Consider the following 25,887-nt stretch of genomic DNA (forward strand, 5'->3'; position numbering starts at 1 on the left):
GCCGTCGTTCAGCGCAGGAGCAGACTCAGCCCGAGGGCGAGCATGATCAGCGCGATGGCCGAGTCCAGCACGCGCCAGGCGGTGGGGCGCGCGAACACCGGGGCGAGGAGGCGGCTGCCGTAGCCGAGGGCGGCGAACCACAGGACGCTGGCGAGCATCGCGCCTGCCGCGAACGACCAGCGATCCGGGCCGTAGGTGTTGCCGAACGAGCCCATCAACACCACGGTGTCCAGGTAGACGTGCGGGTTGAGCCAGGTCAGCGCCAGACAGGTGAGGATCGTGCGCACCAGGGGCGAGCGGGCAGCGGTGGTGCGCGGGCGCGTCGGCGCGACCGCTGCCGGGAGGGCGGGAGTGTCTGCCGCCCGGGCTCCGGCGGGCGCGGTGGTCGCGTCCACGATCGTGTTGCCGGTGGTCACGGTGCCGATCGCCCTCGATGCGGTGGCCGGGGGTAACGCGCCGGCGGTGTGACGCTGGGCGGGCTCGCGTATGCCGGTGCGGCTGTGCGGGGGACCAGGGTTGCCTCGACTCGTCCGAGCGTGTGGGTCCGGGCCGGTGCGCAGGGAGCCGGGGGACAGGGCGCGCCGCACGGCGAGGGCGGCGTAGGCGAGGAGGAAGGCTCCGCCGAGGTGGCGGGCCACATCCAGCAGGACCGGCGCCGTGGTCAGGACGGCGCCCGCGCCGCCGATGCCCGCCGCGATCAGCACGACGTCGGAAAGGGTGCAGACCGCGATGACGGCGCGGATGTGCGCGCCCCCGATGCCCTGACGCAGGACGAACGCGTTCTGCGCGCCGATCGCCACGATCAGCGACAGCCCGAAGCCCAGGCCGGGTAGCACGGCGGAAACGCTCACACCGGTCGACGCTAGGGACCTTTACGATAATCAGACAAGCTGAAGTTTTTCAGCGGTCATTAGAATTTCTTCATATGGATCTGCAACTCGACCAGCTCCGCGCCCTCGACGCCGCGGTCGCCGAGGGCACCCTGGAGGCGGCCGCCCGTCGGCTCCGGGTAACGCCCTCGGCGGTGAGCCAGCGCGTCAAGGCCCTCGAGGGCACGGTCGGCCGGACCCTGCTCCAGCGCACGAAACCGGTGCGCCCCACCGAATCCGGACGCGCCGTATTGCGCCTCGCCCGCCAGATCGAACTCCTCACCGGTGACACCGTCCGTGAATTAGGCGGTGTCGCAAGCGAATCCGAGAACAGCGGCGGCCGCGTCCGGATTCCTGTCGCGATCAACGCCGATTCGCTGGAGACGTGGGTGATGCCCGCGCTGGGCCGCGCTCCGGCCGGGGTGTGCTTCGAAATCCACCGCGAGGACGAGGAACACACCACCCGGCTGCTGCGCGACGGCACCGTCATGGCGGCGATCACCGCGACGGCGCAGCCTGTGCAGGGCTGCCGGGTGGAGCGGCTCGGCGCGATGCGCTACCGCCCGATGGCTACCCCGGAGTACGCCCGCACGTGGTTTCCCGACGGCCCCACCGCCCGTGCCTTCGCCGCCGCCCCGGTCGTCCTGTTCGATCGCAAGGACGACCTGCAGGACAGGCTGATGCGCCGCCGCGCCCGCCGCCCCCTGGACCCACCCCGCCACTACATCCCCTCCTCCACGGGCTTCGCCGCAGCCGTGCGCCTGGGCCTGGGCTGGGGCATGTTGCCCGACGTGCAAACCACCCGCGATCGGGATACCGGCCGCCTCGTTCCGCTCGCCCCCGACCTGCACATCGACGTTCCCCTCTACTGGCAGCAATGGCGGCTGCACTCCCCGACACTCACCACCATCGCGACCCTCATCGCCGCCGCGGCCACCGAATCCCTGCGCTGAGACGGGCTACGCGCGGAGGCGGTGGCGGAGCGCGGCGGTGCTGACCTCCGGAGTGGCGTTGTGGGTGAAGCCACCGGCCGCCGCGCGATCGAGGGGCACCGTGGGCGGATGGGTGTCCAGTTGAGCGAGGGCTCGCTGGATGTCGGTCAGCAGCAGATCGGCCATGTCGTGGCTGAAACCGTGGCGGATCAGGGCGCGCATGATGGTCTCGTCGCCGCGGTCGGCGGGGAGCGGATAGGCGGCGACCAGCCAGCCGCGGGTGCGCAGGCGGTCGGAGAGGTCGTAGAGGTTGTACGGCTGGTCGTCGGGCAGTGTCCACGACACCGCGGCGATGCCCCGCAGCGGGTCACCGTCGTGAATGATCTCGAACGGCCCGAGTTTCTCGATGCCCGCCGCCAGGTGCTGCGCCACCGAATACGCCGCCGATTGCACGCGGGAATAGCCGACCCGCCCGAGCCGGATGAATTCGTAGTACGAGGTGACGACCTGCCCGCCGGGCCGCGAGAAATTGAGATTGCAGGTGGCCATGTTGCCGCCCAGGTAATCGACGTCGAAGATCAATTCCTCCGGCAGATCGTCGGCCGAGCGCCAGATCGCCCACCCGGCCCCCAGCGGAGCCAGGCCGGTCTTGTGCCCGGAGGCATTGACCGACCGCACTCGCGGTAACCGGAAGTCCCACACCAGTTCCGGCGCGGCGAAGGGGGCGAGGAAGCCGCCGCTCGCGGCATCGACGTGGATGGGGATGTCCAGTCCGGTCCGCGCCTGCAGATCATCGAGCGCCTGGCTGATTCCCGCGACGTCCTCGAAAAGTCCGGTGAATGTCTGCCCGAAGGTCGGCACGACCATGATGGTGTTCTCGTCGCAATGGGTCGCGATATCGTCTGGGTGCAGTGTCAGCCGGTCGCCGCGCAACGGCACCTGGCGGATATCGACGTCGAAATATCGTGCGAACTTCTCCCACACCACCTGGATCGGCCCGCACACGAAATTCGGAATGCCTGTCCCGCCGCGTTTGCGCCAGCGGAACTTGGCCGCCAGCCCGCCGAGCATGGCGGCCTCGCTGGACCCGGTGGTGGAGGTACCCCGCGTGGTCGCCGGGTCCGGCGCGTGCCAGAGATCGGCGAGCATCCGCACGCAGCGGCGCTCCAGTTCGGCGGTCTGCGGATACTCGTCCTTGTCCACGATGTTCTTGTCGATCGATTCGTTCATCAGGCGCCGGGCCCGGTCGTCGACCCAGGTGGTGCAGAAGGTGGCGAGGTTCATCCGGGCGACGCCGTCGAGCAGCAGCTCGTCGTGGACGATCTGATACGCGGCCTCCGCGAACATCTCGCTATCGGGAAAGGCGTTCTTGGGCGCCCCGGTCTCGAGCGGGGGTTGCGCGAAAAGGTCGTCGGATGCGGTGGGATCGTCGGGCATATCGCCTCCTGGCGCTGGTGTAGACCAGTTGCCGTGCGTTCGCCAGCATGGCACAGCCCCGTGGATGTCCGCTACACAGTGAGTGGGAACGGTGTCGTTTCGACACTTGCCCACCCGAGACGGAGGATGAGCCGATATGACCGACGATGCCCGCACGGCCGCGCTGCGCGACCAGGTGCGGTCGCTGATGCCGCAGGCGAAACACGATCTGGCCGAACTGGTTTCGTACCGCTCGGTGGCCGATCCGCGCCAGTTTCCGCCGTCGGAGTGCCTGCGGGCCGCGCAGTGGGTGGCCGACGCCTTCGCCGCGGCCGGGCTGACCGACGCCGGGCTGCACGAGACGCCCGACGGCAGCCACGCCGTCGTCGCCCGACACCCGGCTCCGGCGGGTGCGCCGACGGTGCTGCTGTACTGCCATTACGACGTGCAACCGCCGCTCGGCGACGACGCCTGGCAGACCCCGGTCTGGCAGCTCACCGAGCGGGACGGCCGGTGGTACGGGCGCGGCGCCGCGGACTGCAAGGGCAATATCGTCGCCCACCTGACCGCGCTGCGGGCGCTGCGGGCAACGCTGGGCGGCAAGGACTTTCCGGTCGGCATCACGCTGGTCGCGGAGGGCTCGGAGGAGCAGGGCACCGGCGGGCTGGAGGAATTCGTGCCGCGCCATGCGGAGCTGCTGCGCGCCGACGCCCTGGTGATCGCCGACTGCGGCAACTTCGCGGCGGGCGTGCCGACGTTCACACAGACCCTGCGCGGCAACGTGAATGTTCTCGTCACCGTCGAAACTCTTTCCGGCCCCGTGCATTCCGGCATGTTCGGCGGTCCCGCGCCGGATGCGCTGGCCGCGTTGATCCACATGCTGGCCACGCTGCGCGACGAGCGGGGCAACACCACGATCGCCGGGTTGCCCGGCGGCCAGATCTGGGACGGCGTGCAGTACCCGGCCGAGCAGTTCCGCGCCGACGCGGGCGTCCTCGACGGCGTCGACCTGCTCGGCGACGGCACGGTCGCCGACATGGTCTGGGCGCGTCCCGCGATCACCGTCCTGGGCATCGACGTGCCGCCGGTGGTGGGTTCGTCGGCGGCCGTCCAGCCCCGGTCCCGGGCCCGGCTGAACCTGCGGATCCCGCCCGGCGTCGACCCGGGCGCGGCGCTGAAAGCCCTTACCGCGCACCTGGAATCGAATACGCCGTGGCAGGCGCGGGTCACCGTCGAAACCGAGGGCGTCGGCGCGCCGTTCCGTTCCGGCACGGGTGGTCCGGCCCGCGCCGCGATGGAGGCCGCCTTCCTCGCCTCATACGGCCGCGCGGCCACCACCCAGGGTCAAGGCGGCTCGATCCCGCTGTGCAACGTCCTCGCCGACACCTATCCGGACGCGGAGATCATGCTGATCGGCGTCGAGGAACCGAAATGCCTCATCCACGCCCCCAACGAGAGCGTGGATCCCACCGAGATCGAGCACATCGCGCTGACCGAGGCGCTGTTCCTGTCCACCTACGCCGGCGCCGCTCAGAACTCGGTGTGATCCTCCGCCTGGATCACCGTGAATTCGGTGTCCGCCGGGCGCATTTCGGACAGCCGGCCGAAGTAGATGCCCTGCGCGTCGGGCGTGATGATGCCGTAGTGGATGGGGAAGGCGGCGCGGGGACCGACCGCCCGCAGGTAGTCGACGGCCTCGCTGATCTTCATCCACGGCGCGACCGCCGGGGTGGCCAGCACGCCGACCCGCACCGGCGGTACCCACAGCGAATCGCCGGGGTGCACGAACTGCGCCGGATCGTCGGAGGTGCCCAGCTGGAAGACGGTGTTGTCGATGACGGGCAGCTCGGGGTGGATGACCGCGTGCCGTCCGCCGCCACCGGTGATCCGGAGATCCCCGAGGGCCAGTTGCCGTCCGGCGGGCACCGCTTCCCAGGGCTCGCCGCGCAACTGCGCGGTCTGGGGGTCGCTGAGCAGCCGGGCGCCGGGGTTCCGCGCGATCAGCGCCTCGATCCGGTTCGGGTCGATGTGATCGGGATGCTGGTGGGTGATCGCGATCGCGTCGAGCCCGGTGATGCCCTCGAAACCGTGCGAGAACGTGCCCGGATCGAACAGCACCTTCGCGCCGTTCAGCTCGACCAGCAGGCAGGAGTGACCGAAGTGGGCTATGCGCATGTGTTCACCGTAACTCCGCGCGCCCCGGCGAGCCGGACCCGCGCCGCCCCGATTAGGCTGTTCAGGTAATCCCCCAGCAGCGTGAGGAGCAGCGCGTGGCACGTGTCGTGGTCGAGGTGATGCCGAAGGCCGAGATTCTGGATCCGCAGGGTCAGGCCATCGTCGGCGCGCTCGGGCGCCTGGGTTTTCCCGGTGTCTCGGATGTGCGGCAGGGCAAGCGATTCGAACTCGACGTGGACGACAGCGTGGACGACGCCGAGCTGGCGAAGATCGCCGAGGCGCTGCTGGCGAACACCGTGATCGAGGACTGGAAGGTGGTTCGGCTGCCATGAGTGCGCGGATCGGGGTCATCACGTTCCCGGGCACCCTGGACGATGTGGACGCCGCGCGGGCCGTGCGGCTGGCGGGCGCCGAGGCGGTGAGCCTCTGGCACGCCGACGCCGATCTCGCGGGTGTCGACGCGGTCATCGTCCCCGGCGGCTTCTCCTACGGCGACTACCTGCGCGCCGGCGCCATCGCGCGCTTCGCGCCGGTGATGGGCGAGGTCGTCGCGGCGGCCGGACGCGGTATGCCGGTGCTCGGCATCTGCAACGGCTTCCAGGTGCTGTGCGAGGCCGGTCTGCTGCCCGGCGCGCTGACCCGCAACGAGGGCCTGCACTTCGTCTGCCGCGACGAATGGCTGCGGGTGGAGCGCACCGACACGGCCTGGACCTCCCGCTACGAGCCGGGCGCGCAGATTCTCGTCCCGGTCAAGAACGCCGAGGGCCGCTACCAGGCCACCCAGCCGGTGCTCGACGAACTCGAGGGCGAGGGCCGCGTCGTCTTCCGCTACGCCGGTGACAATCCGAACGGTTCGCAGCGCGATATCGCCGGAATCTCCTCGGCCGACGGCCGCATCGTCGGCCTGATGCCGCATCCCGAGCACGCCACCGAACCGCTGACGGGGCCGAGCGACGACGGGCTGGGCATCTTCCTGTCGGTCATCGACTCGCTGGTCTCGGCCTGACCGCTCAGACCCGCAGCAGCATCTCGAATTCGGCGCCGTTGGCCCGGAAGATCCGGACCGGTTGCTGCAGCTGGTCGCCGCGCAGCGTGAATTCCCCGGCGTTGTGCTCGAACACCATGCCGGTGTCGATCCGGGTGTGAATGCGTTCGACATCGCTGGAGCCCACCGCGGCGAGCATCGCGCGCAATGTGTGCAGGGACTGGTAGATGCAGGTGGCGAAGCGGCTGAACGAGGGCGCGAAGCTGCCGTGCAGCCGCCGATAGCGGGCGATCCGCTCCCGATCGGGTCGCAGGCGCGGGTCGGGGATCACGCTGGAGGGCACGTAGAAGTTGTCGTTGGCCGCCGGACCGCCCGCGGCCAGCAGGTTCTCGTCGGCGGTCGGGCCGGTGCGGAGTTGCCGGCCCGCGCGGCCGCTGTCGGTGAAGGCGCGATTGAAGCGCGCCGCGTCGCCGCCGACCAGTAGCACGATCACCCCGTCGGCGTGATCCAGCCGCGGATCTGTCAGCGCCGCGTCGTAATTCGCGCACCCCTGCGGGAAGACGAAATCGGCCACGATCGTGTGCGGCCGGTCGAGCATGCGGTGCAGGGCCGGGATCATCCGCCGGGACCAGATGTAGTCGCTGGCCACCACCGCCCAGCGATGCGCCCCGAACTCCCGGTACAGCCAGTTCAGCGCGTCCACGGTCTGCGCGCCCGGATTCTCGCCGATCATGAAAACCCCGCGCCGGGAACCGAACTGGCCGTCGTCGCCGATCCCGAACAGCGCGGGTACCCGGCCGTCGACGGCGTGCACGACACCGGCGCGGACGTCGGGCATGGGGATTCCGGTGACCGCCCCGATCATGCCGGTGGCGAGGAACGCCGAGACCTCGCGCGCGATCTCGCCCGGGGAGTTGCCGCCGTCGACGGTCGTGATGCGCACCTCGCGGCCGAGAACCCCACCGGCGCTGTTGATCTCGGTCTCGGCGAGTCCGGCGGCGGCCTCGCAGGACGGGCCTATGATGCCGCCCGATCCGCGTAGCGGTACGACATTGAGGATCTCGAAGGTGTCGGGGTCGACCACCGGCGTTCCCATAACGAGAGTTTACGCATCCGTTGCCGAGCGTTGGTTGTCAGCTGATCCGGCCCAGTATCCGGAAATCGACGCCGTCGGCCCGGGCGATCTGCGCCGACTGCACCGCTTGGTTGCCCCGGAATCGGCACTCCCCGGAGGGGGTTTCGAGCACCGCGCCCGCGGTCAGCGCCGCGTGGATGCGCGGCACATCGAAGCTGCCCACGGTCTCGGCGACCGCGCGCAACGTGTGCATCGCCTCGTAGCCGGTATTGCCGAAGTAGGTGAGCTGCGGCGCGAACGGGCCGTGCAGCCGCCGATAGCGGTGCACCCGTTCGGAATCGGGAAAGAACGACGAGGAGACGAAGAGGTTCTCGTTGGCCTCGGCGCCGGCCGCGAGCAGCACGGTCTCGTCGACGGCCGGGCTGACCCGGACCTGCCGCGCGGCGCGGCCGGTGTGGGCGAACTGGCGATTGAACCGCGCCGCGTCGGAACCGACCAGCAGCATGATGACCCCGTCGGCCCGGTCCAGGCGCGGGTCGGCGAGGAACGGCGCGAAGTCCGTGGTGCCCAGCGGCACGAAGCGCTCCAGCACGAGCGACGCCGGATCGGCCAGAGCGGTGCGCACCGCCGCCGCGGTCGCGCGGGGCCAGATGTAGTCGTTGCCGACGAGGGCCCAGCGGCGCACGTCGTACTCGCGGCGCAACCACGCCATGGCGGCCAGGATGTGGCCCTGCGGGTCCTCGCCGATCATGAGCACCCCGGGCATCTCGTCCGGCAGGCCCTCGTGGATGGTCGCGAAGAGGTACGGCACCCGGCCGTCGGCGGCCCGGGCCACGGCCCGGCGGACGGCCGAGATGTGCCAGCCCGTGATCGCGTGCACCATCCCGGTCGCCAGCAGCGCCGAGACCTCGCGCGCCACCTCGTGCGGGGCGCGCCCGCCGTCGATGGTGGTGACCCGTACTTCCCGTCCGAGAATTCCTGTGCCGCCGTTGATTTCATCGACCGCCAGGGAGATTGCGGCATCGACGGAGGGGCCGATAATTCCACCGGATCCCTGTAGTGGGACGATGTCGAGAACCTCGATAACATCGTCCGGGGTCTCGCGCGAGGCGAACATTCGGTACCCTTCTTCTCGTCAGAGCGAAAATGATGGGCGGGAAAATATGTCGACCATTGTAGGCGGATTTGCGACGCTGCATGGAGCGCTGCGGGCCGCCGAACGCAGTTGGTTACGTCACCTCGATGCGGCATTGTGTGCCAGGCAACTTTCGGCCGATCAATGGGCGATGCTGTCGAAATTGTCCGATCAGGTGGGCGTCACGATGAGCGAGCTGGCCGCCCGCGCGCAGCTGCCGCCCTCCTCGGCCACCCGCCATGCCGATGCGCTCGCCGAACGCGGTCTGATCTTCCGTATCGCCGCCGAGGACGACCGCCGCCGCATCCTCATCGGCCTCACCAAGCGCGGCACGGAACTGGTCGAGTCCGTGCGCTGCGAGGAGAGCCGGGCCGAGGAGGAATTGCGCAAGCGGATCGGCGCCCGCAGCCATGCCGAACTGCTGCGGTTGCTGGAAATGGTGACCGACGTGCCGGTGGCCGACTGAGTCGTCGTCCGCTTTCGCTTTCCGGCCACCGGGAGTTTCCGGATGCGGACGGTGTTTCCCGCTGCCCCGGTCAATCATCCTATGTTTTCGAGCACTCGAAAGATCAGGTCATTCGGGGGTCGAATGCTATTTGCCGCGCGAAATTTTATTTCGCGGGCCGAGTTCCGTTCGCAGTTCCGGTGGACAATGGTGACACAAGTCCCCGGGGGTACGGGACGACCGGCCCTGGCGCGGCGGGCTCTAGGATCGCCGGTATGACGGTCTCGACCACCGCGACGGCGTCCGGGCTGTGTGCCTTCGTCGACGCCTCGCCCTCCCCGTTCCACGTCGTCCGCACCGTCGCAACGGAATTGACCGCGCACGGCTTCACCGAACTGCCCGAGCCGCGGCCGTGGAGCGGCGGCGCGGACGGGCGGTACTTCGTGGTGCGCGGCGGTTCGCTGGTGGCGTGGGCCGGGTCCGCGGCCGACGCGGCCGCGCATCCGTTCCGGGTGGTCGGCGCGCACACCGACAGCCCGAACCTGCGGGTCAAGCAGCACCCCGATCTGGCGGGATCGGGGTGGCAGCTGGTCGGGCTGGAACCCTACGGCGGCGCGTGGCTGAATTCCTGGCTCGACCGCGAGCTGGGGATCTCCGGGCGGCTCACGGTGCGCGACGGCGACGCGGTGACCGAGCGGCTGGTCCGCATCGACGAACCGCTGCTTCGGGTGCCGCAGCTGGCCATCCATCTGTCCGAGGATCGCCGTGGCGTCAGCCTGGACCCGCAGCGGCACGTCAACGCCGTCTGGGGGGTCGGGGAGGAGCCGCGCTCGTTCCTGGCCTACGTGTCCGAGCAGGCCGGGATCGATCCGGGCGCGGTGCTGGGCTGGGAGCTGATGACCCACGATCTGGCACCGAGCCGTCTGGTCGGCCGGGACCTCGACCTGCTCAGCGCGCCCCGGCTGGACAACCAGGGCACCTGCTATGCGGGTCTGCGGGCCTTCCTGGCCGCCGCCGACGAGCCGGGCGCCGCGACGCCGGTGCTGGCGATGTTCGATCACGAGGAGGTCGGCAGCCAGTCCGACCGCGGCGCGCAATCGGACCTGCTGCCCGCGGTGCTGGAACGGATCGTGCTGGCCCGCGGCGGTGGCCGGTCGGAGTATCTCGCGGCGCTGGCCGGTTCGGTCTGCGCCTCGGGGGACATGGCGCACGCGACGCACCCCAACTATCCGGATCGGCACGAGCCCGCGCATCGCATCGAGGTCAACGGCGGGCCGGTGTTGAAGGTGAACCAGAATCTGCGCTACGCCACTGACGCGGTCGGCACCGGCGCGTTCGCGCTGGCCTGCGCGCAGGCCGGGGTGCCGTTGCAGCGCTACGTGCATCGCGCCGATCTGCCGTGCGGCTCGACGATCGGACCGATGACCGCGGCCCGCACCGGCATGCCCACCGTCGATGTCGGAGCGCCGCAGCTGGCGATGCATTCGGCGCGGGAACTGATGGGCGCGGCGGACGTGCGGTCCTACTCGGCGGCGCTGGCGGCGTTCCTGACCCCGGCGGGCGGGCGGTAGGCCAGCGCGCCGATCGCCAGGATCGCGAAGGTCACCAGCACGTAGCTGCTGCCGATCAGCTGCTCCCACAGCGACCAGCGGGCCTCCTGATCGTTCTGGTGCGGCAGCAGCCAGTGCGGTCCGACGAAGAACATGACCGTGATCGCGGCGAGGATGCCGGTGTACACCCGGCCGCGCCGGGGATGGTGCGGCGGAAGGCCGTTCGTGCCGCGCGTGGTCTGCGCGGCGACCGCGGTCAGCAGCGCGGGCGCGACCCAGACCCAGTGGTGCGACCACGAGATGGGTGAGATCAGCAGCACGGCCGCGGCGTTCACCAGCAGCGCGGCGATCTCGGCTCCGGCGTCGAGCAGCCGCTTCATCCACAGCGCGGCGAGCCCGACGGCGATGAGCGACAGGATGATCCAGATCAGGGTCGCGGTGCCGTCGGAGACCCCGAGCCGGAACGCGAAGCCCTTCAGCGACTGGTTACCGGCATAGGACGCCGGGCCGATGCGGTCGGTATCCCACAGCGTGGTGAACCAGTACTCCGCCGAATCCCGCGGGAACAGCAGGAAACCCAGGCCGACCGCCCCGATCGCGGACAGCACCAGCGTGATCGAGGTGCGCCAATCACGGCGGATCAGGAAATAGAGCAGATAGGCGCCGGGAATCAGCTTGACCGACACCGCGATTCCGATCAGCATGCCGCGCGGCCAGAACGGCTTGCGCACGAGCGCGTCCAGTGCGATCGCGGCCATCAGGATCAGATTGATCTGCCCGAAGTTGAAGGTCTGGCGTACCGGTTCGGTGAGACCGAGGACGGCCACGGCGCCGATCACCAGGGCCAGCCGGGTCGGGCGCTCCAGGTTCGGGCGTAATCGGATGAGCACCAGCCACAACGTGATTCCCAGGCTCGCCAGCGAAATCACCAGCACCAGAGCCTCGGCCGCGCCCAGCGGCAGTACGGCCAGCGGCGTGAACACCAGCGCGGCCAGCGGGGGATAGGTGAACGGCAGGCCGATCCCGCCCGACTTCGGCATCGGACCGTAGAGGTCGCCGCCGTCGAGCCAGACGCGGGCGCCGTTGCGGTACACCTGCAGGTCGATGTAGCCATGCCATAGCTTGAAGACGAAGGAGAGGATCGCCGACAACGCGAACAGGGCGATTGCGATCAGCAGCAGACGTAGCTGACGAGTTGTCAGACCTGCTGTGAGGGCCCCCTCGGCGGCAGTCACCGGCGCTTCGTCCGGATCCGCGACCCTGGATCGATCTGTCACTTGATCAGCGTATCCCGGCACCGGTCGGCTGCCTGGTCGGGTGGGGTTTGCCACACACTAGACTGAGCTGGTCTCCCCGCCCGCTCGAGCCTCACGTCGCACCCGGCGCCGCTGCCGGTTGCCCGTCGTATGCCCGGCCGAAAGGACCTTGGTACCCACCGTGACTGTCCCCGTCGACACCGTCAGCGCCGCCGCAGCCACCCCGGATACCCCCCAGCCCTACAAGGAACTGGGCCTGAAGGACGACGAATACGCCCGCATCCGGGAGATTCTCGGCCGCCGCCCGACCGAGGCCGAGCTGGCGATGTACTCGGTGATGTGGAGCGAGCACTGCTCCTACAAGTCCTCCAAGGTGCATCTGCGCTATTTCGGGCAGACCACCACCGACGAGATGCGGCAGGCCATGCTGGCCGGAATCGGCGAGAACGCGGGCGTGGTCGACATCGGCGACGGCTGGGCGGTCACGTTCAAGGTGGAGAGCCACAATCATCCGTCCTACGTCGAGCCGTATCAGGGCGCGGCGACCGGTGTCGGCGGCATCGTGCGCGACATCATGGCCATGGGCGCGCGGCCGATCGCGGTCATGGACCAGCTGCGGTTCGGCGCGGCCGACCATCCCGACACCCGGCGCGTGGTCGACGGTGTGGTGCGCGGTGTCGGCGGCTACGGCAATTCGCTGGGACTGCCGAACGTCGGCGGCGAGACCGTCTTCGATCCGTCCTATCAAGGCAATCCGCTGGTGAACGCGCTGTGCGCGGGCGTGATGCGGGTGGAGGATCTGCACCTGGCGTTCGCCTCCGGGCAGGGCAACAAGATCATTCTTTTCGGCGCGCGGACGGGGCTCGACGGCATCGGCGGCGTCTCGGTGCTGGCCTCGGACACCTTCTCCGGCGACGAGTCGGGCACGGGCCGCAAGAAGTTGCCGAGCGTGCAGGTGGGCGATCCGTTCGCCGAGAAGGTGCTCATCGAGTGCTGTCTGGAGCTGTACCACGCCGGCCTGGTAGTCGGCATCCAGGATCTCGGCGGGGCCGGATTGTCTTGTGCCACTTCCGAACTCGCGGCGGCGGGCGACGGGGGCATGCACGTCGAGCTGGATCGGGTGCCGTTGCGCGCGGCCGATATGACTCCGGCGGAGATTCTGTCGAGCGAGTCGCAGGAGCGCATGTGCGCGGTGGTGACCCCGGACAACGTCGACGCCTTCCTCGCCGTCTGCAAGAAGTGGGACGTGCTGGCCACCGTGATCGGCGAGGTCACCGACGGTGATCGCCTGGTGGTGACCTGGCACGGCGAGACCGTGGTGGATGTGCCGCCGCGCACCGTCGCCCACGAGGGCCCGGTCTACGAGCGCCCGGTGCGGCGCCCCGAGGAGCAGGACGCGTTGATCGCCGATGTCCCGGATGCGTTGGCGCGCCCGACAACCGGCGACGAGCTGCGCGCTACCGCGTTGAAACTGCTCGCCAGCCCGCAGCTGTGCAGTCGCCGCTGGATCGTCGAGCAGTACGACCGCTACGTGCGCGGCAACACCGTGCTGGCCGAGCACGCCGACGCCGGGGTCATCCGCATCGACGAGGCGTCCGGCCGCGGCATCGCGCTGGCCACCGACGCCTCCGGCCGCTACACCAAGCTCGATCCGTACACCGGCGCGCAGCTGGCGCTGGCCGAGGCCTACCGCAATGTCGCCACCACCGGCGCCACCCCGAAGGCCGTCACCAACTGCCTGAACTTCGGCTCACCGGAGGATCCGGGCGTGATGTGGCAGTTCCAGCAGGCCGTGCGCGGGCTCGCGGACGGCTGTGCGGCGCTGGGCATCCCGGTCACCGGCGGCAACGTCAGCTTCTACAACCAGACCGGGCAGACGGCGATCCTGCCGACACCGGTGGTCGGTGTGCTCGGTGTCATCGACGATGTGCACCGCCGCATCCCGACCGGGCTGGGCACCGAGCCGGGCGAGACGCTGATCCTGCTCGGTGACACCCGCGACGAATTCGGCGGCTCCATCTGGGCGCAGGTCGAACACGACCACCTCGGTGGCGTACCGCCGCGGGTCGATCTGGCCCGCGAGCAGTTGCTCGCCGAGGTGCTCACCGCCGGTTCCCGCGACGGAATGATCAGCGCCGCCCACGATCTCAGCGAGGGCGGCCTGATGCAGTCGGTCGTGGAGGCCGCGCTCGCCGGCGAAACCGGTTGCCGCGTCCTGCTTCCCGACGACGCCGACCCGTTCGTCACCTTGTTCTCCGAGTCCGCGGGCCGCGTCCTGGTCGCGGTGCCGCGCACCGAGGAGACCCGCTTCACCAAGATGTGCACCGCTCGCGGCCTGCCGTGGGCACGCATCGGCGTGGTCGACCAGGGCTCGGATTCCGTCGAGGTCCAGGGTCAGTTCACGGTGACGCTCGACGAGCTGCGCGAAACCTTCGAGGGCACGCTGCCGCGGCTGTTCGGGCTCCACGCGAGCTGATCGCGGATGGTGGTCAGCTCATCATCTTGAACGGATCATGCTCGGCCATCAGCTTTTCCATGCGGGCCTCGTCGATGCGGTGGGTGACCTTGGCCGTCTCGACCTGGTCGCGGACCACCTTGGCGAGAGTGAAGGTGCTGCTCACCAGGAACAGCACGGCCATCAGGAGGAAGCCGCGCTGCCAGATGTCCAGCGGTAGATAGAAGATGCCCGCGCAGGCCGCGAAGAAGCTGACGCCGAAGGCGATAGCGGCCTGCGCGAGAAAAGCGGGAGTGCTCTTCTGCTGTGCGTTCGGGTTGCTCATGGGTACAGCGTGCCGGTCGCGCGCCGCGCGGGAACGCGTAGAACTACCCGGTTACGGCTGGGTAATTCCCGGGCCGCCAGTTATTGTGCTCACGCGGTGAGATCCCCGATTTCCGATCTGGTGCCGCCATACTTGACGGGTGCTCGATACCGCCGAGACTCTCACGACGCTGCGTGCGCGCGGCGGCGTGGCTGCCCGGCGCTCCGCCATGCTGTTGCGCCGCGTCGAGGCGGATGTGGTCGGGCTCAACTATGTCGGACTCGTCGTGGCGACGGTGTTCTTCGCCTGGTCGGTCACGCCGTCGCTGCTGCCGCGCGACTGGCTGTTCCAGGGTCTCATCAGCGGACTCAACGCCGCGGCCGGGTACGGCGCGGGTTGTCTGCTGGAGTGGTTGTTCCGCAAGTGGATTCGGCCCCGGCTACCGGTCGCAACGCCGCCGCTGCGGGTGCGGTACGCGCTGAAACTCGTCGTGCTGGCGGCGTGCGTGCTGATCGCCGTCTGGATGCTGGTGCTGTCGGCGGACTGGCAGCGGCAGATCTCCGCGCTGATGGACATGGAGGGCACCACCCGCGCCGCGTACCTGCGCACCGGTGCGCTGAGCCTGACCGTCGGCGTCATCGTGGTCGCGGTGTACCGCACCCTGCGCGAGACGGTGCGGTTCTTCGCGCGATTGCTCAGCCGCTGGGTGCGGGTGCCGCCGAAATTCGCGCCGACCGTCGGCGTCATCGTGCTGACCGTGCTGGCCGTGACGTTGTTCAACGGTGTGGCCACGCGGGCCTTCTTCGCGGTGGCCAACTCGGCGTTCAGCGTGCGCAACGACAAGATGTCCGACTACGCGGTGCGGCCGCAGCGGCCCGAACGTTCCGGCAGCCCGGGGTCGCTGGCGAAATGGGAGACGCTGGGTTCGGAGGGACGGTGGTTCGTCTCGCACGGCCCGGACGCGTTCCGCATCGGCGCGGTGACGAAAGCACCGGCGCGTGAGCCGGTTCGGGTCTACGTCGGCCTGGACTCGGCGGAAGACGGTGTGACACAGGAACAGCTGGCGGTCGAGGAGCTGGAACGCACCCACGCTTTCGACCGCAAGGTGCTGGTGGTGGTCACCACGACCGGCACCGGCTGGGTGAATTCGGAGACGGCCGGGGCGATCGAGTACCTGTACCACGGCGACACCGCGATCGTCGCGTCCCAGTACTCGTATCTGCCGAGCGTGCTGTCGTTCCTGGCCGACCGCGAGAAGGTGGCGGCGGCCGGGCAGAAGATGTTCGACGCCATCCACGCGGCATGGTCGCGGCGCCCGCCGGAGGCGCGGCCCAAGCTGCTGGTGTACGGGGAGAGTCTCGGGTCGCAGGGCTCGGAGTCGGCGTTCGACGGGCTCGCGGATCTGCGCGGCCAGGTGGACGGCGCGCTGTGGGTGGGGCCGCCGAACTCGAATCGGCTGTGGCGGCAGTTCATCGACCGCCGCGACCCCGGCACCCGTGAGGTGGAGCCGATCTACGCCGACGGGCTGGTGGTCCGGTTCGGTTCCGTCGCACCGGATCTGAGCAGACCGTCGGCGGATTGGCGGCGCCCGCGCATCGCGTATCTGCAGCACGCGTCCGATCCCATCGTGTGGTGGTCGCCGGATCTGATCTTCTCGCAGCCGGATTGGCTGTCCGAGCCGCGCGGGGCCGACGTATCGTCGCAGATGCGGTGGTGGCCGTTCGTCACATTCTGGCAGGTGGCCGTGGACCTGACCAACGCCCAGGGCGTCAGCGACGGGCACGGCCACAATTACGGCAGCCTGGTCCTGGACGGCTGGGCGGCCGTGCTGCCGCCGCCGGACTGGACTCCGGAGATCCACGAGCGCATCCGCACCCAGTTGGAGTTGTCCGAGGCATTCGAGCGTGCGGTGAAATGAGCTATGGGTAGAACGAGAAGACTTGCCGCTGTAGGACTTCCACTGTTGTGGAGCAATGTGCTGCTGCCTCGCCTGGCACTCGGGATCCGGTGCCGCACGGCCGCCAACGCCGCCTTCGCGACGACATACTCCCTCGCCTTCGACGGTCACCCGAACTGGCTCTCCCGCCGCGGTGCCCGCTGGGGCGCGGGCGCGGGGGCGATCGTCCTCGCCGGTTACGCTGCCGCCCTGGCGATTCCGCCCCTCCGCACTCGCATCACCACCTTCACCGACCGCGCACCGGAAGTCCCCCTCACCGAATGGGTCCTCCTCCACATCCCCGTCGGCACCGTCTACAGCGAGGAACTGATCTTCCGAGCCACCCTCGACCCGCTTCTTGCTCCAGCCGGAAACTGGCTCGGTCCCTTGACCTTCGGCCTCTGGCACATCCACCCGGCCCGCGCCACCGGCGACAATGTCCTCGCCTCGATCGCCGCCACCACAGCCGCAGGCCGCATCTTCTCCTGCCTCCGCCGCCACACCGACAGCACAACGGCCCCCGCCCTTCTCCACCTCGCCCTCAACGCAGGCGGCGCACTGGTCCCGCATCTCGCCACACATCTGAACCCCACCGAACTTCCCGCTCCGGAAAGCACCCCACCCCGCCGCTGACCCGACTCGCCGACAACACGCCGAAAGATGTTGTCCCACACCGTACTTGCCGCCAATTCTGGCGGTCCCTCCCGATACCCTCCCCCCATGCCCAGTGCCATGCACGAAGTCTTGGCCGACCTGTTCCGCCACCGCCCCTTGCTCGCCGCGGAACTACTGCAACGCGTGTTGGACACACCCCTACCCGAGTTCACCGATGCCCGCCTCGAAGGCGGCGACTTCCCCGACATCGACCCCACCGAATACCGTGCGGATGCCGTCATCGCGTTGACCAGCAACGGCACCACGGCACTGGCAATCGTCGTGGAGGCACAACTCCGCCCCGACCCCGGCAAGCCGTGGAGCTGGCCGGTATACCTCACGACCCTGCGCGCACGCCTGCGGTGCGCAGTGGTGCTGCTGGTGGTCTGCCCGAGCAATCGCACCGCGGCATGGTGCCGCACGCCTATCCCCCTCGCCCCCGGATGCGTACTGACCCCGGTCGTCATCGGCCCCACGGAGGTCCCGGTAATCACCGATCCCGCATCCGCTCTGGAAAACCCCGAAATGACCGTCCTGTCGGCGATCACGCACCGCAACGACGACGCCCGAGACAAGATCCTCTCGGTCGTCGCCAGCACGATAGTCGACGTTCCGAACGGTGAAATGTACATTGACCTGGTAATGGCCGTACTCCCCAAGGCGGCCCGGGACATGTTGGAGACCCTCATGAGCACCGGCACCTACGAGTACAAGAGCGAGTTCGCCCGCCGCTACTACGACCGTGGTGAAGCACAGGGTGAGGCGCGCGGTGAGGCGCGTGGAGAGGCGAAGACTCTGCTGAAGGTGCTGCGGCACCGTTTCAGCGTCCCCGACTCCGTGGCCCAGCGGGTGGAGGGCTGCACCGATATCGAGCAACTCGACACCTGGACCGATCGTGCGTTGAGCGCCGACACATTGGATGAGGTATTCGAGGGCTAGCGGGGGTGATCGGCGGTAGGGCGGTCGGGGGCACCGCTAATCTCGGGTTGTGGTGCGACGACCTGTGGTGGATCCGGTGGAGCTGCGAGGGGCTGTGGATGCGGTGGCGGGGTGGTTGCGGGATGAGGGGGTGGGGTCGCCGGGGCGGGGGGAGCTTGCGGCGGCGGTGAAGGGGAGTGTGCGGGCGTTGGCGGCCAGTGCGCCGGGGCATTCGGTGGAGGTGCGGGTGCCGCCGTTCGTGGCGGTGCAGTGCATCGAGGGGCCGCGGCATACGCGGGGGACGCCGCCGAATGTGGTGGAGACCGATGCGCGGACGTGGCTGCTGCTGGCGACTGGGCTGCTCGAGTTCGAGGACGCGGTGGCATCGGGAAAGCTGACCGCGTCCGGGTTGCGGGCCGCCGAGGTCGCGCGGTGGCTGCCGGTGGTTGCGCTCTGATCGCTGCGAGCGCCCGGCCCCGGGTCAGGCCGGGCGTGGGGTGAGCGGTTTGCGTTCCAGGCCCTTGTGGTCGTAGAAGCGGGTGATCGTGAGGCCGAGGGCGAGGCCGATTGCCAAGCCCAGCACCGACATCCAGATGCCGCGGGTCAGGCCGGCCGCGCCGCTGCCGTTGAAGTACAGCAGCGATCGGGTGCCGAGGAACACCTGGTGCATCGGTTCGAAATTCGCCAGCCAGCCGAAGTACTTCGGGGTCGCCTCGATCGGCACCGTGCCGCCGGAGGAGGGCAGGCCCAGGATGATGAACACGATCAGATTGACGATCAGCCCGGACGTGCCGATGGCGGCGAGCACGGAGGTACAGGTGAAGCCCACCGCGATCATCACCAGCACGCCGTAGAGAAACAGCGCCAGCGGTTTGTCGATGGGCATGCCGAGCAACTTCCCGATACCGAGCAGCGCCGCCGACACCACCACCGCCATCGTCGCCACGGCCGCCCATTTCAGCAGCAGCGTCTGCACCCGGGAGATCGAGGCGCGCGGATAGTGCACGTACCACGGCCCCCATTCGGTCGGCAGGAATCCCAGTGCCGCGTCGATCAGCTGATGGATGATCATCGCGCCGACCATGCCCACCAGCAGAAGCAGCAGGCTGTAGAAGAACGCGGTCAGCCCCTCGCCCGAACCGCCCGGTAGCGGCCGGAACTGCTCGACCACGATGTCGAGCGGCGCGGCCAGCGTGATCCGGGTGGCACCGGACAACTCCGGCGCGGGCGCACCGCCCGGCGGCGGTGTCAGCTGGGCCCGCACCTGCTCGGTCAACTGCTTGCCGACCTGCGCCTGCACCTGCGTCAGCGCCTCCTCCCCGAACCGCTCCAGGATGGCCGTGGCGAAAGCGCCGGTGCGCGGGTTGGTCTGCAGCGTGATGATCGGCCGCTCGATGTCGCCGGGGATGACGCTGCCGATTCCGAGAATTCCCAACCGCTTCGAGAAATCGCTCGGGATGTAGATGGTCCCGTACACCTGCGCCGACTGCATCTGCAACTGCGCCTCGCCCGGCCCGACCACACGCAGATCGATCTTGTCCGACGGCACCGCCTGCCGCAGTCCGTCGGCCACCTGATCGCCGAAGTTCACCGGCTTGTCCTGGCCCGGCAGGGTGTCGCCGACATCCTGATTCACCAGCGCGACCGGAAACCCGTGCAGGTTCTTCTCCGGGTCGACGACATAGTCGAGATACATCACACCCAGCAGCGAGGCCAGCAGTGTCATGACGATCACCGGGAAAACCCATTTCACCGGGGTCAGATGCCGTGCCGGGGGACCCTGTTCCGCAGTGTCGGTAGTCGCCACGGTCGAACCGTAGCAGCAAACAGCCTGCCAACCGGGTGATCCCGCGCGAGGTTTCGGACGGATGACCCGTAGAATGATCACTGCCCCCAGCCCGCCGAACAGGGAGCAAACGGTGACCAACGCCGATCTGTCGGTCAACAGCCCCGACCTGCTACGAACACCCGCTCCGGACCAGCCCGAGAACGAGCCGCGCGAGGAGTGCGGTGTCTTCGGTGTGTGGGCTCCGGGCGAGGATGTGGCCAAGCTCACCTACTACGGTCTGTACGCGCTGCAGCACCGTGGCCAGGAGGCGGCGGGCATCGCCGTCGCCGACGGCTCGCAGGTGCTGGTGTTCAAGGATCTCGGCCTGGTGAGCCAGGTGTTCGACGAGCAGACCCTCGCCGCCATGCCCGGCCATGTCGCCGTCGGGCACTGCCGCTACTCCACGACCGGTTCGGTCACCTGGGAGAACGCGCAGCCGATCTTCCGCACCACCGCCGTCGGCACCGGACTCGCGTTGGGGCACAACGGAAATCTGGTCAACACGGCCGAATTGGCCGCTCGCGCCCGCGAATTGGGGCTGACCAGCGGTCGGCTGTCCGGCGGCTCGATGTCGGCCACCTCCGACTCCGATGTGATGACCGCGCTGCTGGCGCACGCCGCCGCCGACAAGAGCATCGAGCAGGCGGCGATGGAGCTGCTGCCCACGCTGCGCGGCGCCTTCTGCCTGACGTTCATGGACGAGCACACCCTCTACGCCGCGCGCGACCCGCACGGGGTGCGCCCGCTGTGCCTGGGCCGGCTCGACCGCGGCTGGGTGGTCGCCAGCGAAACCGCAGCACTCGACATCGTGGGCGCGTCCTTCGTGCGCGAGATCGAGCCGGGCGAACTGCTGGCGATCGACGCCGACGGCGTGCGCTCGTCACGCTTCGCCAACCCCGAACCCAAGGGCTGCGTGTTCGAGTACGTCTATCTCGCCCGGCCCGACAGCACCATCGCGGGCCGTTCGGTGTACGGCACCCGGATGGAGATCGGCCGCCGCCTGGCCGGGGAGCACCCGGTCGCCGCTGATCTGGTGATCCCGGTGCCCGAGTCCGGCACCCCGGCCGCGGTCGGCTACGCGCAGGGCTCGGAGATCCCCTACGGCCAAGGCCTGATGAAGAACGCCTACGTCGGCCGCACCTTCATCCAGCCCAGCCAGACCATCCGCCAGCTCGGCATCCGGCTGAAGCTGAATCCGCTGCGCGAGGTGATCCGCGGCAAGCGGCTCATCGTCGTCGACGACTCGATCGTGCGTGGCAACACCCAGCGCGCGCTGATCCGGATGCTGCGCGAGGCGGGTGCGGTGGAGATTCACGTCCGCATCGCGTCGCCGCCGGTGAAGTGGCCGTGCTTCTACGGCATCGACTTCGCCTCGCGGGCGGAGCTGATCGCCAACGGCTCGGGCCCCGACGACACCGAGTCGCTGGACGACATGGTGGAGAACGTGCGCCGCTCGATCGGCGCCGACTCACTCGGCTACATCTCGATCGAGGGCATGATCGCCGCCACCGAGCAGCCCAGTAGCCGGCTGTGCTGCGCCTGCTTCGACGGCAACTACCCGATCCCGCTGCCCACCGAGGCGGCCATCGGCAAGAATGTGCTGGAGGGCATCCTCGCCGGTAAGAGCGAGTCGGAACTGCTGGGCGACAATGCGAACGCGAGCGCGCTCAGCCGTCCCTGATCACTGCGGCCGCGACATATTCGCCACCGTACGGCGGTGCTGTCCAATCGCGGCCGCGCTCTTCGCCGCCGACCACGGCGGGTGATCCCGATCCGGTTGTGTCGCCGTGTGGTCCCGGGATCCGGCGGCACAACCGCGAGGCGGGCACCCGGCCGGTCGGTGCCGGACGTCGACCGGGTGCTCGCCGTTCGATTCTGCGCGCGTCGGCAAGGTGCCTGCGTTCCGTGGCAAGCCGTGCCCGCCGCTCGGCGGCTACCGTCCGCATGGCCGAGCCCGGATCCGCCTGTGCGCCTTCGTTATCCGGTCCGGCTGGTTGCGACGACTACACCAGGAGGTCCCCATGCGCAGAATCGTGGTCGGTGACGACGGAACCGGACGGGGCCGGGTCCTGGCCGACGAGCGGGTCGAGCCGTTGACCCTGGCGCTGCTGCCCGGCGCCGAGCTGTATCGGATCTGGGAACTCGACGAGCTACCCGAACTTCCCGTCGATCGGATGCCGCCGCGCACCGAGACCAGTTACTTTCCGGGGCCGGGCGGCGTGCGTTTCGGATTCATCTCCGTGCCGCCGGGCCTGAGCTACGACCCCGACCCCGGCCTGTCCGAGGAGGCCATGGCCGCCGTCGCCGCGGAGGCGGAGGCGAAACTGCCGGGGATGATGGCGGCCTTCGACCCTGCCGCGCCCGGCATCCACCGCACCGACAGCGTCGATTTCGTCGTCGTGCTCTCCGGCCGGGGCCGCCTGCGTCTCGGCGACGGGACCGATATCTCCCTGGGCCCGGGTGACAGCGTGATCCAGAACGGCGCACCGCACGCCTGGTTCAACGACGGCGACGTGCCCTTCGTCTTCTGCTACGCCCTGTGCGGTGTCGCCGGATGAGGATCGTCGGCGCGGCAGGGCTCAGCTGCCCGGTTGCCGTAGCACCCCGCTGATCAGGAGCAGCAGGGACTGTTCCGCCTCCAGCCGGGCGGTGTCGGGGTCGTCGGCGTGGGCGACGATCATCCCGGCCTCGGTGACCGCGCTGAGGATCAGCTTGCTGAACACGTGCACCGGCACCGGGACCGCCAGGCCCGCGTCGACGGCCCGCTGCAACTGGTCGGTGATCAGCCCCAAGCCGTGCCGCGCCTCCATGTCCCGCCAGCCCTGCCAGCCCAGCACGGTGAGGCCGTCCGACATGGCGATCCGCACCGTCTCGGGGCGGCGGCTGATCTCCAGGAACGTCCGCATACCCACCGCCATCGCCGTGAGCAGATCGGTGGGATCGGGCAATTCGGCGATGGCGCGGGCGATCTCGGCGGTGTTCTCGGTCTCCAGCCGTTCGAGCACGGCGAGGAACAGGCCGCGCTTGTCACCGTAGTGGTGGTGCAGGGCGCCGCGCGTGACTCCCGCGGCGGTCACGATCTGCTCGGCCGAGACGCTCGCGTAGCCGCGTTCGGCGAACAACCGGCGACCGGCGTCCTCGAGCGCGGCCCGGGTGGCGCGGGAGCGATCCTCCTGACTACGGCGTGGCATGCAGCCGAGTGAACTCTACGATCAACTCGGTGAGCAACTCCGGCCGGTCCTCGGCGCTGAAGGTGTAGGAGTCCTCGATCAGCCGCAGCGTGGCGTCGGGCAGATCACGGGCCAGCCGCTCGGCGAACGACACCTTGAACGCCCTGTCCTCCGGCGCCCACGCCAGCAGCACCGGCAGATCCAGTGCCGGGAAGTGCTCGGCGGCCGCCAGGGTGTAGCGCTTGTGCACGCCGCGCACGAACCGCACCAGATCCGCCCGGACGGCCGCCTGGGTCCGGCTGGGCAGCAGGTAGGAGTCCGCGATCTCCGGCGGCACCGCGCGCTTGGCCACCAGCCCGAACGCGATCGGCAGCCGCTGCGCGGGCCGGAACCGCATGAGTTCCAGCATGATTCGCAGCAGGCCGGGCACCGCGGCCAGGCGCGGGAGCGGCGCGAAGGGCTGCGGGAAGAACTTGTCGTAGGCATCGCAGTTGGTCAGCACCACCCGGCCCACGCGGGAGCGGTCGCGCGTCAGCATGATCTGCGTGATCGCGCCGCCGGTGTCGTTGGCGACCAAGGTCACGTCGCGCAGGTCCAGCCGCTCGAGAAAATCGGCGATCAGATCGGCGGCGCCGGTCGGGGACAGGTCTGCCGCGGGGACCGGAATTGAATGCGCACCGAAGGGCAGGTCGGGCGCGAGACAGCGATGCCCGGCGGCGGCCACGCCGGGCACCACCTTCCGCCACAGATCGGCGTTGACCAGCAATCCGTGCACGAAGACGACCGGGGCGCCGGAGCCCGTGTCGTGGTAGCGGATCCGGTGCCTGCCCAGCAGTTCGACCTCGTGGGCCGGGCCGAGTGCGCTGCTGATTCCCATGTCGTGCCTCCCGAAGATGTGTGGTCCAGCTGGGCACAGAGTCACATACATACCGTATGTATGTCAACATCGGGCGGTCGAATCCGCGCGATTTCTCGCCTCGGTAAGCCAATACCGGTGCAGTCTCGTTATCCGGCTCCGGTAGCGTGAGCAGGCATCTATCCGCCGATTCGGTTTGGAGCTTTCCCCGAAAATGACTGAGCAGACCCCGACTGGTGCCGGTGTGGACGGCCTCGGTGCCGGTGCTTCGTACGCCGCGGCCGGCGTGGACATCGAGGCCGGTGACCGCGCGGTCGAGCTGTACGCTCCCCTGGCCAAGAAGGCCACCCGGCCCGAGGTGCAGGGCGGGCTCGGCGGTTTCGCCGGACTGTTTGCGCTCAAGGGCGACTACACCGAGCCGCTGCTCGCGTCCTCCACCGACGGGGTCGGTACCAAGATCGCGGTCGCGCAGGCGCTGGACAAACACGACACCGTCGGTCTGGACCTGGTCGCCATGGTCGTCGACGATCTGGTGGTGTGCGGCGCCGAGCCGTTGTTCCTGCAGGACTACATCGCGGTGGGCAAGGTCGTGCCCGAGCGGATGGCGCAGATCGTTTCCGGCATCGCCGAAGGGTGCGTGAAGGCCGGCTGCGCGCTGCTCGGTGGTGAGACCGCCGAGCATCCCGGGCTGATGGGGCCCGACGACTACGACATCTCCGCCACCGGGATCGGGGTCGTCGAGGCCGAGGCGGTGCTCGGACCCGACCGGGTGCGGCCGGGCGACGTGGTGATCGCCATGGGGTCGTCCGGGTTGCACTCCAACGGCTACAGCCTGGCGCGGCACGTGCTGCTCGAGATCGATCGGATGTCACTGACCGGGCATGTCGAGGAATTCGGGCGGACGCTGGGTGAGGAACTGCTCGAGCCCACCCGGATCTATGCCAAGGACTGCCTGGCGCTGGTCGCCGAGACCGATGTGCGGACGTTCGCGCACGTTACCGGTGGTGGGCTGGCGGGGAACCTGGCCCGGGTGCTGCCCGGTGGGCTGGTCGCCGAGCTCGATCGCGGAACGTGGAGTCCCGCTCCGGTTTTCAAGTTGATCGCGCAGCGCGGTCGGGTCGAGCGGGCCGAGATGGAGAAGACCTTCAATATGGGGGTCGGGATGGTCGCGGTGGTGGCGCCCGAGGACGCCGAGCGGGCATTGGCTGTGCTCACGGCCCGGCACATCGAATGCTGGACGCTGGGGACGGTCAAGAAGGCCAAGGAGACCGATTCGGATCGGGTGGTGTTGATGGGGGAGCATCCGCGGTTCTGAGTTCGGCCGCGGCCGAGGGTTGCTGGAGGGCTGCGTTGCCGGAATGGCAGCGCGCTCGCCGGCCGGGGTTGCGGAGTGTGCGCCGGCGGGATGCTGGATAGGCGCGGTGATGTGGCGGCGGCACCGGTCGCAGTGGCGGCATGATCGGGCGCGGCCGACCTCGGCGGAGGTAATCGCGGCGTGAAAACCGTTCGGGTACAGCGGAATTCGCGCCGATGTCCGGATGTCGAGATCGCGGACAGCGGCGGCGATGCGAACCTTTGCGCGCTGGGCGAAGGGGCGGCGAAGGAGAGCTGGTTACGGGGCGACGTGCGAAGGGGGAGGCCCCTCAGGCCTCCCCCTTCGCACGTCGATCCGAGTCAGCGGCGCCAGTCGTCGTACTTGTCTTCGTCCTCCCAGCGCGACAGCGAGTCGTCCGCGTCGTACTCGTCCGAGAGCACGCCGCTGCGCTGCGAGTCGCGGGAGTGTCCCCCCGAGAGCTCGCGCTGAAGGCTCGCGAAGTCGGTCGACGGCGAGCTGTACTTGAGCTCTCGTGCGACCTTGGTCTGCTTTGCCTTAGCCCGGCCACGGCCCATGGCTGACCCCCTCGCGTCACTGCGGGGCGGCCTGGGGT

The 25,887-nt window shown here is 69.3% G+C and carries 25 protein-coding genes; 14 read left to right on the forward strand and 11 right to left on the reverse strand.

Annotation, left to right across the window (positions count from 1 at the left end; genetic code table 11):
* Positions 1–8: 8 nt before the first annotated feature.
* Positions 9–851, reverse strand: a complete 843-nt coding sequence (locus NWFMUON74_RS02860; protein ID WP_187686449.1) for a LysE/ArgO family amino acid transporter — start codon at positions 849–851, stop codon at positions 9–11.
* Positions 852–925: 74 nt separating this feature from the next.
* Here NWFMUON74_RS02860 and NWFMUON74_RS02865 point away from each other — a divergent pair, with 74 nt between their 5' ends.
* Positions 926–1,822, forward strand: coding sequence for a LysR family transcriptional regulator ArgP (locus NWFMUON74_RS02865; protein ID WP_187686450.1), 897 nt, complete (start codon positions 926–928; stop codon positions 1,820–1,822).
* A 6-nt stretch (positions 1,823–1,828) separates the two neighbouring features.
* On the opposite strand, the gene gad is transcribed toward NWFMUON74_RS02865, so the two are convergent.
* Entirely contained in the window at positions 1,829–3,238 is a 1,410-nt protein-coding gene (gene gad / locus NWFMUON74_RS02870) for a glutamate decarboxylase (RefSeq protein WP_187686451.1), read from the reverse strand.
* 136 nt (positions 3,239–3,374) lie between these two features.
* Here gad and NWFMUON74_RS02875 point away from each other — a divergent pair, with 136 nt between their 5' ends.
* Positions 3,375–4,763, forward strand: a complete 1,389-nt coding sequence (locus tag NWFMUON74_RS02875; RefSeq protein ID WP_187686452.1) for a dipeptidase — start codon at positions 3,375–3,377, stop codon at positions 4,761–4,763.
* Here the strand turns inward: NWFMUON74_RS02875 and NWFMUON74_RS02880 are convergent.
* Positions 4,748–5,392: an MBL fold metallo-hydrolase gene (locus tag NWFMUON74_RS02880; RefSeq protein ID WP_187686453.1), complete on the reverse strand. Its 645-nt coding sequence runs from the start codon at positions 5,390–5,392 to the stop codon at positions 4,748–4,750. The genes NWFMUON74_RS02875 and NWFMUON74_RS02880 overlap by 16 nt on opposite strands.
* Before the next feature lie 95 nt (positions 5,393–5,487).
* Here NWFMUON74_RS02880 and purS point away from each other — a divergent pair, with 95 nt between their 5' ends.
* Both purS and purQ read left to right on the forward strand, forming a co-directional pair.
* Positions 5,488–5,724 (forward strand): phosphoribosylformylglycinamidine synthase subunit PurS, encoded by a 237-nt coding sequence (gene purS, locus NWFMUON74_RS02885; RefSeq protein WP_187686454.1) that lies wholly within the window; start codon positions 5,488–5,490, stop codon positions 5,722–5,724.
* Entirely contained in the window at positions 5,721–6,398 is a 678-nt protein-coding gene (gene purQ, locus NWFMUON74_RS02890; protein WP_187686455.1) for a phosphoribosylformylglycinamidine synthase subunit PurQ, read from the forward strand. Before purS ends, purQ begins: the two co-directional genes overlap by 4 nt.
* Positions 6,399–6,402: 4 nt before the next feature.
* Here purQ and NWFMUON74_RS02895 read toward each other — a convergent pair whose 3' ends face one another.
* Entirely contained in the window at positions 6,403–7,473 is a 1,071-nt protein-coding gene (locus NWFMUON74_RS02895) for an ABC transporter substrate-binding protein (RefSeq protein ID WP_187686456.1), read from the reverse strand.
* 37 nt (positions 7,474–7,510) lie between these two features.
* Complete coding sequence (locus NWFMUON74_RS02900; RefSeq protein ID WP_187686457.1) at positions 7,511–8,569, reverse strand: substrate-binding domain-containing protein; 1,059 nt, start codon at positions 8,567–8,569, stop codon at positions 7,511–7,513.
* A 46-nt stretch (positions 8,570–8,615) separates the two neighbouring features.
* Between NWFMUON74_RS02900 and NWFMUON74_RS02905 the strand changes: the two genes are divergently transcribed.
* Positions 8,616–9,053, forward strand: a complete 438-nt coding sequence (locus NWFMUON74_RS02905; RefSeq protein WP_187686458.1) for a MarR family winged helix-turn-helix transcriptional regulator — start codon at positions 8,616–8,618, stop codon at positions 9,051–9,053.
* Between the two features lie 254 nt (positions 9,054–9,307).
* Positions 9,308–10,603: a M18 family aminopeptidase gene (locus NWFMUON74_RS02910; protein ID WP_187686459.1), complete on the forward strand. Its 1,296-nt coding sequence runs from the start codon at positions 9,308–9,310 to the stop codon at positions 10,601–10,603.
* On the opposite strand, the gene NWFMUON74_RS02915 is transcribed toward NWFMUON74_RS02910, so the two are convergent.
* Positions 10,555–11,859 carry a glycosyltransferase 87 family protein gene (locus tag NWFMUON74_RS02915; RefSeq protein ID WP_187686460.1) on the reverse strand — a complete coding sequence of 435 codons (1,305 nt, stop codon included), beginning with the start codon at positions 11,857–11,859 and terminating at the stop codon, positions 10,555–10,557. The two genes, NWFMUON74_RS02910 and NWFMUON74_RS02915, sit on opposite strands and share 49 nt — an antisense overlap.
* A 160-nt stretch (positions 11,860–12,019) precedes the next feature.
* On the opposite strand from NWFMUON74_RS02915, the gene purL reads away from it, so the two are divergent.
* Positions 12,020–14,314, forward strand: a complete 2,295-nt coding sequence (gene purL, locus NWFMUON74_RS02920; protein ID WP_187686461.1) for a phosphoribosylformylglycinamidine synthase subunit PurL — start codon at positions 12,020–12,022, stop codon at positions 14,312–14,314.
* Positions 14,315–14,327: 13 nt separating this feature from the next.
* Here purL and NWFMUON74_RS02925 read toward each other — a convergent pair whose 3' ends face one another.
* Positions 14,328–14,618: a YiaA/YiaB family inner membrane protein gene (locus NWFMUON74_RS02925; protein WP_187686462.1), complete on the reverse strand. Its 291-nt coding sequence runs from the start codon at positions 14,616–14,618 to the stop codon at positions 14,328–14,330.
* 139 nt (positions 14,619–14,757) lie between these two features.
* Between NWFMUON74_RS02925 and NWFMUON74_RS02930 the strand changes: the two genes are divergently transcribed.
* From NWFMUON74_RS02930 to NWFMUON74_RS02945, 4 genes are all read left to right on the forward strand, one after another.
* Positions 14,758–16,515, forward strand: a complete 1,758-nt coding sequence (locus NWFMUON74_RS02930; RefSeq protein WP_232110810.1) for an alpha/beta hydrolase — start codon at positions 14,758–14,760, stop codon at positions 16,513–16,515.
* A gap of 57 nt (positions 16,516–16,572) precedes the next feature.
* A complete protein-coding gene (locus tag NWFMUON74_RS02935; RefSeq protein ID WP_232110811.1) occupies positions 16,573–17,166 on the forward strand; it encodes a CPBP family intramembrane glutamic endopeptidase in 594 nt (197 codons plus the stop codon).
* An 87-nt stretch (positions 17,167–17,253) separates the two neighbouring features.
* On the forward strand, positions 17,254–18,126 hold the full coding sequence (locus NWFMUON74_RS02940; RefSeq protein ID WP_187686464.1) for an RpnC/YadD family protein: 873 nt from the start codon (positions 17,254–17,256) through the stop codon (positions 18,124–18,126).
* Between the two features lie 49 nt (positions 18,127–18,175).
* Positions 18,176–18,562 (forward strand): sterol carrier family protein, encoded by a 387-nt coding sequence (locus NWFMUON74_RS02945; protein ID WP_425300472.1) that lies wholly within the window; start codon positions 18,176–18,178, stop codon positions 18,560–18,562.
* 24 nt (positions 18,563–18,586) lie between these two features.
* Here NWFMUON74_RS02945 and NWFMUON74_RS02950 read toward each other — a convergent pair whose 3' ends face one another.
* Positions 18,587–19,912: a YhgE/Pip domain-containing protein gene (locus NWFMUON74_RS02950; protein ID WP_425300471.1), complete on the reverse strand. Its 1,326-nt coding sequence runs from the start codon at positions 19,910–19,912 to the stop codon at positions 18,587–18,589.
* 112 nt (positions 19,913–20,024) lie between these two features.
* Here NWFMUON74_RS02950 and purF point away from each other — a divergent pair, with 112 nt between their 5' ends.
* Together purF and NWFMUON74_RS02960 are read left to right on the forward strand one after the other, a co-directional pair.
* Positions 20,025–21,614, forward strand: a complete 1,590-nt coding sequence (purF, locus tag NWFMUON74_RS02955) for an amidophosphoribosyltransferase (RefSeq protein WP_187686465.1) — start codon at positions 20,025–20,027, stop codon at positions 21,612–21,614.
* A gap of 340 nt (positions 21,615–21,954) precedes the next feature.
* A complete protein-coding gene (locus NWFMUON74_RS02960; protein ID WP_187686466.1) occupies positions 21,955–22,491 on the forward strand; it encodes a cupin domain-containing protein in 537 nt (178 codons plus the stop codon).
* 21 nt (positions 22,492–22,512) lie between these two features.
* On the opposite strand, the gene NWFMUON74_RS02965 is transcribed toward NWFMUON74_RS02960, so the two are convergent.
* Positions 22,513–23,124, reverse strand: coding sequence for a TetR/AcrR family transcriptional regulator (locus NWFMUON74_RS02965; protein ID WP_187686467.1), 612 nt, complete (start codon positions 23,122–23,124; stop codon positions 22,513–22,515).
* On the reverse strand, positions 23,111–23,980 hold the full coding sequence (locus tag NWFMUON74_RS02970; protein WP_187686468.1) for an alpha/beta fold hydrolase: 870 nt from the start codon (positions 23,978–23,980) through the stop codon (positions 23,111–23,113). Before NWFMUON74_RS02970 ends, NWFMUON74_RS02965 begins: the two co-directional genes overlap by 14 nt.
* A gap of 193 nt (positions 23,981–24,173) precedes the next feature.
* Here NWFMUON74_RS02970 and purM point away from each other — a divergent pair, with 193 nt between their 5' ends.
* Positions 24,174–25,274: a phosphoribosylformylglycinamidine cyclo-ligase gene (purM, locus tag NWFMUON74_RS02975; protein WP_187686469.1), complete on the forward strand. Its 1,101-nt coding sequence runs from the start codon at positions 24,174–24,176 to the stop codon at positions 25,272–25,274.
* A 359-nt stretch (positions 25,275–25,633) separates the two neighbouring features.
* Here purM and NWFMUON74_RS02980 read toward each other — a convergent pair whose 3' ends face one another.
* Positions 25,634–25,849 (reverse strand): DUF3073 domain-containing protein, encoded by a 216-nt coding sequence (locus NWFMUON74_RS02980; protein WP_187686470.1) that lies wholly within the window; start codon positions 25,847–25,849, stop codon positions 25,634–25,636.
* Positions 25,850–25,887 lie beyond the last annotated feature (38 nt).

The sequence above is a fragment of the Nocardia wallacei genome (assembly GCF_014466955.1).
GTDB classification, from domain to species: Bacteria; Actinomycetota; Actinomycetes; order Mycobacteriales; family Mycobacteriaceae; genus Nocardia; species Nocardia wallacei.

Coding starts and splice junctions, on each gene's coding strand:
- NWFMUON74_RS02865 (WP_187686450.1), top strand. CDS start 926: ATGGATCTGCAACTCGACCAGCTCCGCGCCCTCGACGCCGCGGTCGCC.
- gad (WP_187686451.1), bottom strand. CDS start 3,238: ATGCCCGACGATCCCACCGCATCCGACGACCTTTTCGCGCAACCCCCG.
- NWFMUON74_RS02875 (WP_187686452.1), top strand. CDS start 3,375: ATGACCGACGATGCCCGCACGGCCGCGCTGCGCGACCAGGTGCGGTCG.
- NWFMUON74_RS02880 (WP_187686453.1), bottom strand. CDS start 5,392: ATGCGCATAGCCCACTTCGGTCACTCCTGCCTGCTGGTCGAGCTGAAC.
- purQ (WP_187686455.1), top strand. CDS start 5,721: ATGAGTGCGCGGATCGGGGTCATCACGTTCCCGGGCACCCTGGACGAT.
- NWFMUON74_RS02895 (WP_187686456.1), bottom strand. CDS start 7,473: ATGGGAACGCCGGTGGTCGACCCCGACACCTTCGAGATCCTCAATGTC.
- NWFMUON74_RS02900 (WP_187686457.1), bottom strand. CDS start 8,569: ATGTTCGCCTCGCGCGAGACCCCGGACGATGTTATCGAGGTTCTCGAC.
- NWFMUON74_RS02905 (WP_187686458.1), top strand. CDS start 8,616: ATGTCGACCATTGTAGGCGGATTTGCGACGCTGCATGGAGCGCTGCGG.
- NWFMUON74_RS02910 (WP_187686459.1), top strand. CDS start 9,308: ATGACGGTCTCGACCACCGCGACGGCGTCCGGGCTGTGTGCCTTCGTC.
- NWFMUON74_RS02925 (WP_187686462.1), bottom strand. CDS start 14,618: ATGAGCAACCCGAACGCACAGCAGAAGAGCACTCCCGCTTTTCTCGCG.
- NWFMUON74_RS02940 (WP_187686464.1), top strand. CDS start 17,254: ATGCCCAGTGCCATGCACGAAGTCTTGGCCGACCTGTTCCGCCACCGC.
- NWFMUON74_RS02960 (WP_187686466.1), top strand. CDS start 21,955: ATGCGCAGAATCGTGGTCGGTGACGACGGAACCGGACGGGGCCGGGTC.
- NWFMUON74_RS02965 (WP_187686467.1), bottom strand. CDS start 23,124: ATGCCACGCCGTAGTCAGGAGGATCGCTCCCGCGCCACCCGGGCCGCG.
- NWFMUON74_RS02970 (WP_187686468.1), bottom strand. CDS start 23,980: ATGGGAATCAGCAGCGCACTCGGCCCGGCCCACGAGGTCGAACTGCTG.
- purM (WP_187686469.1), top strand. CDS start 24,174: ATGACTGAGCAGACCCCGACTGGTGCCGGTGTGGACGGCCTCGGTGCC.
- NWFMUON74_RS02980 (WP_187686470.1), bottom strand. CDS start 25,849: ATGGGCCGTGGCCGGGCTAAGGCAAAGCAGACCAAGGTCGCACGAGAG.